We start from the raw sequence: 7,586 nt of genomic DNA, 5'->3' as shown, positions 1-7,586 counted from the left end.
TAAGCCTTATCAAACAGAGTGAATATCCGCCTATCAATGCTTAATAATCGTGAACCCCGCCGGAAACATATTACTTACCTTAGAATTAGCGTGTTGACCTAGTGTTTGTGAGGCCCCGGTTTCCCGGACTTTATATTATGTATTACCCTGTTCCTGCATTTATCATGCGGGGCTACCCCATTTTGTCTGTAAGTTATTTTTTAATTCTATAAACCCACTTTTATGAAGAGACAATTTGTTTATGCATTTGCCGCAGTAGCATTCACTGCTGTTACCGCTACTATCTGTTACCGCCCGGCCGCCAAAGCTGCCGTAGCCGCCCCGGCCGCAGTTGAAAATCAATACTGCGCCTACATGGTCGTTAACGGTACTTCCGTACAGGTAAAATTCCTGAACGCAGGCACAACAAACATGGTAGTAGGTGTTTACGACATGCAGGGAAACCCCATGAACCCGGCAGGCGGCACATTGCAGCAGGTAAATCCCGCTACACAGTCGGTGATCACCGGCAGTATTTATTATGTGGAGAATGGTGTAGGTAAAAGCGGCAGTGGCACTTTGTATTGCTATCCGTGTACGCATTAATTTTTAAGATAAGGCCGGCGAAATTGCCGGCCTTATTTAAATAAATTGAACGCCACCCTCTATTGCCATACCACGCCGTTAATTCCAGGTTTACACTATCGTGTGCTGTTTTCACATCAGTCCAAACGTTGTAGTCGGGCGATTATTTACTATTTTCGCTGTCATTAACCAGGAATTATACCATGAAGGCATACAGACTATTTACGACAGCAACGGGCGGCAGCGCATTCGAAGAAGGAAGGATCAACCGGTTACAGCACATTCCATCCGAATATTTATTCCTGGCAGAAGATGCGCCGGAAAGAGTGGCGTACGACTGGCACCCGGCCCCTAAAAGGCAATACGTACTCACATTACGGGGCACATTGGAGTTTACGGTTACAGATGGCAGCACGTTCGTGCTGCAACCTGGCGATGTGCTGGTGGCTGCAGACATTACCGGCACCGGTCATAAATGGAGAAGACTAAGCGACGAAAGCTGGGTTCGGACCTACGTGGTACTGGAAGAAGGTGCGGATGACGGGTTTGTAGTGGCGTAGCGCATCATTTTAATAAATTGTTACCCCCGCGACCGGCCCTCCTGCCTTTTCTCCTGTCAAATTAATTCTGTATTTTGCGGCATGCTCATACAAGCCTCCTGCTTTCTCGACTTTACCTGCGAAAATCCCGTACCCACCACCTTTATGCTGCGCGCCAAAAGTGGCTTCGGGCAGTTTATTATCAGGGATGAATTACACACCAAGCCTTATTGCACCGCTACAGAATTTACAGATAATTATGGCAACCTCTGTCAGCGCATGGTTTTACCAGTAGGCAATTCAAGGTTGGAAAGCAGCGTATTGGCCGATTGCAGGAGCGATATAGATGTAGATTTCAGTGCGGGATGGACTGCTGTAGAATACCTGCCCGATTTCGTTTTACACTTCATTTTACCCAGCCGCTATTGCGAGTCGGACAAGATGGCCGACATAGCCATGGAAATTGTACAAGGCTGCAACCCGGGATATGAGCAGGTTGATGCCATCTGCAGATGGATAAACACCAATGTCCGTTACCAGTACGGCACCACCAACAGTTCTACTTCTGCTTACGATATATTATCTTCCCAAACCGGCGTTTGCCGCGACTTTGCACACCTGGGCATTTCCCTTAGCCGTGCGCTGGACATTCCGGCCAGGATGGTTACCGGGTACCTGTACGACTTAAATCCCATGGACCTGCACGCCTGGTTCGAGGTGTACCTCGCCGGCCGCTGGTTCTGCTTCGATCCTACACAGGCCGCCCCCCGCGGCAACCGTATAAACGTGGCATATGGCCGCGACGCAGCGGACGTGGCTTTTGCCACCCACTTCGGAAATGTAGAGTTAAATGAAATGATTGTACGGGTAGACGAAAAACTGCCCTAAAAGTACTTTTCCACCGTTAAACCGTAATTCATAAACAGGTTCTCCCTGCCCGTACGATTTACCTTGTTATAGTTAAGAGCAGCTGTAATGGCCAGCCAGGAGCGTAGCTTAATGGACAGTGCATTATTACTTTTCAGGATGTAATCACTGCCGGTGGCGAGCGACTGCTGCCAGTACTGCGTACCCTCGAGTACGATAATACTCTTTATCGTCCATTTATAATATACCCGGAAGGAATTACGGAAGGTCTGGTATTTATCAGGAATGGTGTCTTTTAGTATCAGATCGGCGTTCTCGAACAGGATACCATCACTGAGGTTCACTACGGCCGTTGGCCGCCTTATCACGTCGTAAGCCACACCAAGCCCACCCTGGAAACGGTTATTGATTTTAAGGGAATAACTTTTATCATAACTGGTAAGGCCCCAGTAATAAAAACGCCTGTTATTGCCGTACAGGTTAAAATTGATGGAGGAGGATACATCGTTGTTCGTCTGCGACTGGTCCTGCCTGCCATAAATATAACTGGCATCGGCATTTAACATCACCCTTTTCTGACTTACTTTAAAAGCCAGGGCATTATTCAGCAGGAACGACTTCGCATCTTCCGTGCGGTTAAAAGAACCGGTGGAGGCGTACTTCACATAGTAATGCACAGAATCGCTGAACTGTGCTGCTGCAGACAGGCTTACGGTGGTTAGAACTGTCAGCAAAAAACATAACCTTAATATCTTCATCTCCTGAAATTCAAGCCTTTGAGGCCGCAATTAACATGCCTGAATGTAATGGCATAAAAAAACCAGGGCAGCATTACACCACCCTGGTTACTCTATCGTTGGCTATTCTTTTTAGTTCGCCTGTATCATGTCAGCTTCGTTTAGTTTCCATGCCTGGTCGTAGAAGCCCGACATTTTCACTTCGTTCACGCCTGTCATCAGCATTTTAGCATCATAGATCATGAAGTCGGGGAAACCGCTTGCGCCGGCAAAGTACTGGTTAGCATAGGCGGCCTTCATGCCCATAGCACCTGTACCGGTAATTACACCTACAGATGCCACGTCGGAACCCGGCAGCGGCCATACGAAGCAGGCGCTCATATCGCCACCAGTCCATTGTTTGCCGCCTGCGCTTACTTTATTACGCTCTACCTGAATAGGGCAGCCGGACAATAAAGTGTTCCACGCCTTGTTGGTGCTTTTGTTACCATAAATGATCACACCCCTGTCTTTGTATTTGGCGGTACTGTAATCTTTGTCGGCAATGATATCTATTGCGCCGTTACCGCGGTAATACCAGGTTTCGGCATCGTAGCGGGCTTTGTTGAAGCTCAACTCGTTCTCTTCTTTCGTACCGCCGGTGCTGTACACAAATACCATCTGGTGGTTAAATGCGTCTTTCAGCGTACCGTAACGGTGCGGGCCTTTTGCAGCTAAGGATGGCTGGCTGCCCACGCTCCATTTTCCAGCTGTATTTTGCAGGTAAACAGGGTCGGTATTAGCAGTCAGGTTGATATTTGCCCCATCGATCGTGAGTTTCACGTCGGTACCGGCCGCAAAATCTTTCAGATCGAGGCGGAGTATGCGTACATTTTCAGTGGTGGCAGTAATTGTTTTACCTCCCCTGTTGCGCTGTAACTGGATACGGCTGTATTGTAACGCATGCTGCTGCTGTATTACAGATGCCCAGCGGAATGATGCGGATATACCAGGATTAGAGGTAATAAAATCGATACTGTTCACGGCCGTGTCCAGCGGACGCTGGTGCCATTTGAAGAAGTCGAAAATCGGCTTCCAGTCAACGCTGATATCGCCGAACCAGTGTTCGCCGCCTACGTATTCGTTATAACTGAAGTCGGTATGGAACTGTCCCAGCAAACCACGCATCTGGCGTGCGTAATTCACCGACACAGTGCGGTCGGCATCGCCATGGAACACGTATACACCCATTGGTTTGTAGTTATTTACCAGTTTGATCACATCACTCTGGTTGCCCGAGCGTAATAACATTTGTTCCATCGGACTACTGGCGCTGTCGGGGATAAGTCCGTCGGCGGAACCATAACCTTTCAGGGTTGGATAACCGGCGCATGGTGCGATGGCTGCCCATTTATCGGGATAAGTAGCGCCCAGGAACCAGGTGCCGTGGCCGCCCATAGAGTGGCCGGTCAGGTAAATATGCTGCGGATCGGGCTGGAATTTATTGCGGGCAATATCCAGCACTTCCAACGCATCGAGCCTGCCCCAGTCTTCCCAATTAAAGCCGCGCGGACGGCGGTTAGTAGCTGCCACCAGCGTACCCCAGTCTTTCGACTGGTAAGCTTTTGCCTGACCAATTGCTTCTACACCTGCACCGTGTACGGATAGAAAAAGCGCCGCATCTTTACGCGAGCCTCCCAGTTGCGGGGTTACCGCGTAATACTGCAGACTACCATCCACTTTACTGATAAACGTTGCACTGTATTTATCTGCGGGTGTTACTGCTTCTACAGGAATAGTTGTTTCATCCAGCGTTTTTCCTTTTTCGAGCAATACGATACCACAGTCAGTTTTACCGGCAGCATGAATAGCGCTTCCATCAAAAGAGAAAGGTACTTTACGTGTAGACATAGGCGGTATTGCAGGCAACGTGGTGGTTTGCTGTTTGCCCTGCAGTGTGCTACGTATTTGCAAGCCTGTTAAAGCTTTGGAAGAACTATTCACTACCACTACCGCACCCTGTAAAACACCCTGTTGCTGGCCCAGTACGATGGCAGGCATCGTTGGATCTTCGGTGATCAACTGCACTGCCTTGCCAGGAAAACTAAGGCTGGCGGTTACAAATACACCGCGTACATATAACTCGTTCAAACCTTTTTTCAGTTGCACGGGAATGTACAGCCAGCCCGAGCTGTATGGGTCACCCGTATGTGGTTCACCATTAAAATAAAGGCTGCTGTTGCCTTTGATGTTTAACAGCGCAGTACCGGCAGTAGCCGATTCGTAGGTCAGGTACATATACCCGCCCCTGCCAAAACTGCCCCTGCCCATGCCGCGACGGAACAAACGGTTGGCGCTGTCGGCAGTTACGGCCTGCCATGCAAGCTGCTGGCCATTTTCATCTTTGCCGAATATATCACCGTCTTTAGGCGTTTTCAGCGAGCCGGTATAAAGGCCATAGGCCAGGTTATCGGTGTAAAGCGCTTCCCTTCCGTAACGTTGGGGGCTGCTTACCGCCAAACCGCTTTTAAACTGGTAAGTTTCCTGTGCAAACGCTGGCTGCAAAAAGCTGCCAGATGCCAGTAACAATAAGAATGGTATCTTCTTCATCAACATAAATAATTGGATATGAAAACAAGATGTTGCCCCGGTTTACGAAACCACATCCATCTTTATCTTTTTTGCTTCTTTCTTAAATTCTTTTACCCTGTTTTCCATGACCAATGCCACGGTTCCGATTAGTTCTGCATGATAGCCCAACGTAGAAATGGCCAGACTGGTATTGGCCGCCAGCCTTGGTATACTGTGTTCGTTCAGGGCCTGCTGTACGGGGGCTTCCCATACTTTTCCGGCGAGCGTTCCCCGTCCGCTCAGTACTACACACTCGGGGTTCATCAGGTGAATCAGTATCGCTACTGCTTTGCCGATATCGTAACCGGTGTGCGACAATAGCTCCACCACGAAACGATCGCCTTTGTGCGCAGCGCGTACGATCGCCTCCCAATCTGCTTCCGGGTGCCCTGTCGGGAACTTGCCTCCCAGTGCCGATATACGGCCATCCCTGAGGCCTGCCGCTGCCTTTTCGATTACGATTTGCAGGGAGGCTTCAGTTTCAAGGCAGCCGCTTTTACCACAGCTGCACAATTTATTATTATTGAATATCGGGATGTGGCTGAACTCGCCCGCAAAGCCATCATGCCCGCGGAACAGTTCACCGTTTAATATCATGCCCAAACCGATACCCCAGCCGATATTCACCACGATGGCGTTCTTCTTTTGCCTGGCCGCGCCGAAATGGAACTCCGCCAGCGCTATCAGGCTGGAGTCGTTATCAATATACACCGGCATCTTTAATTCGTGTGTAAGGTAGGCGGTAATAGTTTTGTTCCCGGTATCGAGGAAGGAGTAATTGATGCCGTTCTTAAAATCTACGAACCCGGGCATTCCTATGCCCGCGCCGATAATACGGTGGCGGTCGATGCCCGGCACATTAATCACCCCAAGCATCTTATCTTTTAACTGCACGATCGCTTCCGGGTTATTCGACAGCGGCAGTTCAAATTCCACTACCGGTGTAACCGGGTTATTGTCCAGGTCCATCAGGGCGATACGCGTGCTTACCTGATCCATGGAAACAGATAACACGTACGATGCCTGCGGATTAGCCGCATACACCACCGGGCGACGGCCGCCACTGGAGGGCGCATATCCCGATTCGGCAATCACACCATCGGCAATCAGATCGCCAATAATCTTCATGACATGCGGTATGCTTTTGCTCATACGTTCGCTAAGGTCCGTGGAGGAAAGTTTACCTGAAAAATAAAATTCCCTTAAGGCCAATGTTTTGTAATAACTCTTATTAACCATATCCAGGAAGTGCTATAAGTTGTCCGAAACAGATGTTGCTCCAAATCCCATGATGGTTTAAGATGAGGTGCCCGGCAGGGTATGATACCCCGTACCACAACGGCAAACGCACCCCGTTGGGGACGCACACAAGTTCACTGTTTAAAAATGTTCGCTGTTAGATGGGTAAAACCCCTGCTGTAGCAGTTGCTACCCGTTCACTGTTTTATAATTCAATTAAAGTTCTACTGACAAATGTTGAATCCGGTTACTCAACCGGCATCCATAAACAAAGAGATCATCGATATACAGGGGTGAATATACAATTCTTTTGAAAAAAAATAAAAAGTAGTCGGCATATTTTTGGATCCTATCAGCCTTTCTTAAAATAACATAATTCCTGTTTTTACTACAGTTTTATTAGCTACATTTGGAAGTACAGTGCCAGGGAATTACCCCGTGTATTTTGAAGTTTGAAGCCCGATTCCCTTTTTTTGAACCCGTTCCCAATTATTTTTTACTCATAACTCCTCACTATGAAAAAAGTCGCATTATCCATGCTTGGCTGCATTGTAGCAGTTGCCCTCTATTTTATTGCCACCGCCTATCGTTTGCCCGATGAAGAGCGGTTTTACTATGCTTTTGACGAAAAGATCCCCATCACGCCTATCCCGGGCAAATACGTGGTGAGATTTAAAGATGCTGCCAGCGCCAAGTTGCTTGCCACCAACCTGCGAACGGCGGCTACCGGGTTTAAGGAGGAAAGTCCTGAAGTGGTAACTATTAATATTAAGGCGGGCGAATCGCCCGAAGAGTTGTTAAGGAGCCAGCAGGCTAACATTGCTACGATTAAACCGGCTTACCGTGCGGGCGAACAGGAGTTGTATTACACCACGGAAGTGCTGGTGGAATTAAAAGCCGGGCGCAATATTAACGATGTGATCAAAGCAGCCGGGGTAGATCCTGCCACTATAAAGATTAACGCAGGAAAGTTCTTTTACCTGCTGGAGATAGCTCTTTCCCTGGATGCGCTGGATGTAGCGAATCGTAT

The 7,586-nt window shown here is 48.6% G+C and carries 7 protein-coding genes; 4 read left to right on the top strand and 3 right to left on the bottom strand.

Annotation, left to right across the window (positions count from 1 at the left end):
• The first annotated feature begins 222 nt into the window (after positions 1-222).
• The 3 genes from QZT80_RS23455 (at position 223) to QZT80_RS23445 (ending at position 1,991) form a co-directional block, all read left to right on the top strand.
• Positions 223-585 carry a hypothetical protein gene (locus QZT80_RS23455; protein WP_295128136.1) on the top strand — a complete coding sequence of 121 codons (363 nt, stop codon included), beginning with the start codon at positions 223-225 and terminating at the stop codon, positions 583-585.
• Positions 586-767: 182 nt separating this feature from the next.
• Complete coding sequence (locus tag QZT80_RS23450) at positions 768-1,124, top strand: hypothetical protein (protein ID WP_295128133.1); 357 nt, start codon at positions 768-770, stop codon at positions 1,122-1,124.
• An 81-nt stretch (positions 1,125-1,205) separates the two neighbouring features.
• On the top strand, positions 1,206-1,991 hold the full coding sequence (locus tag QZT80_RS23445; protein WP_295128130.1) for a transglutaminase family protein: 786 nt from the start codon (positions 1,206-1,208) through the stop codon (positions 1,989-1,991).
• Here the strand turns inward: QZT80_RS23445 and QZT80_RS23440 are convergent.
• The 3 genes from QZT80_RS23440 to QZT80_RS23430 form a co-directional block, all read right to left on the bottom strand.
• Positions 1,988-2,704 carry a DUF481 domain-containing protein gene (locus QZT80_RS23440; protein WP_295128127.1) on the bottom strand — a complete coding sequence of 239 codons (717 nt, stop codon included), beginning with the start codon at positions 2,702-2,704 and terminating at the stop codon, positions 1,988-1,990. The two genes, QZT80_RS23445 and QZT80_RS23440, sit on opposite strands and share 4 nt — an antisense overlap.
• 135 nt (positions 2,705-2,839) lie before the next feature.
• A complete protein-coding gene (locus QZT80_RS23435) occupies positions 2,840-5,296 on the bottom strand; it encodes a PHB depolymerase family esterase (protein ID WP_295128125.1) in 2,457 nt (818 codons plus the stop codon).
• Positions 5,297-5,338: 42 nt separating this feature from the next.
• Positions 5,339-6,445: an ROK family protein gene (locus QZT80_RS23430; protein WP_295128122.1), complete on the bottom strand. Its 1,107-nt coding sequence runs from the start codon at positions 6,443-6,445 to the stop codon at positions 5,339-5,341.
• Positions 6,446-7,071: 626 nt separating this feature from the next.
• Between QZT80_RS23430 and QZT80_RS23425 the strand changes: the two genes are divergently transcribed.
• On the top strand, positions 7,072-7,586 hold a 515-nt coding region (locus QZT80_RS23425), incomplete at its 3' end, for a hypothetical protein (RefSeq protein WP_295128119.1).

It is taken from the genome of uncultured Chitinophaga sp., assembly GCF_902168175.1.
GTDB lineage: Bacteria > Bacteroidota > Bacteroidia > Chitinophagales > Chitinophagaceae > Chitinophaga.
The sequence above is the reverse complement of the archived record's forward strand: the minus strand, read 5'-3'. Positions and strand labels throughout refer to the sequence as shown.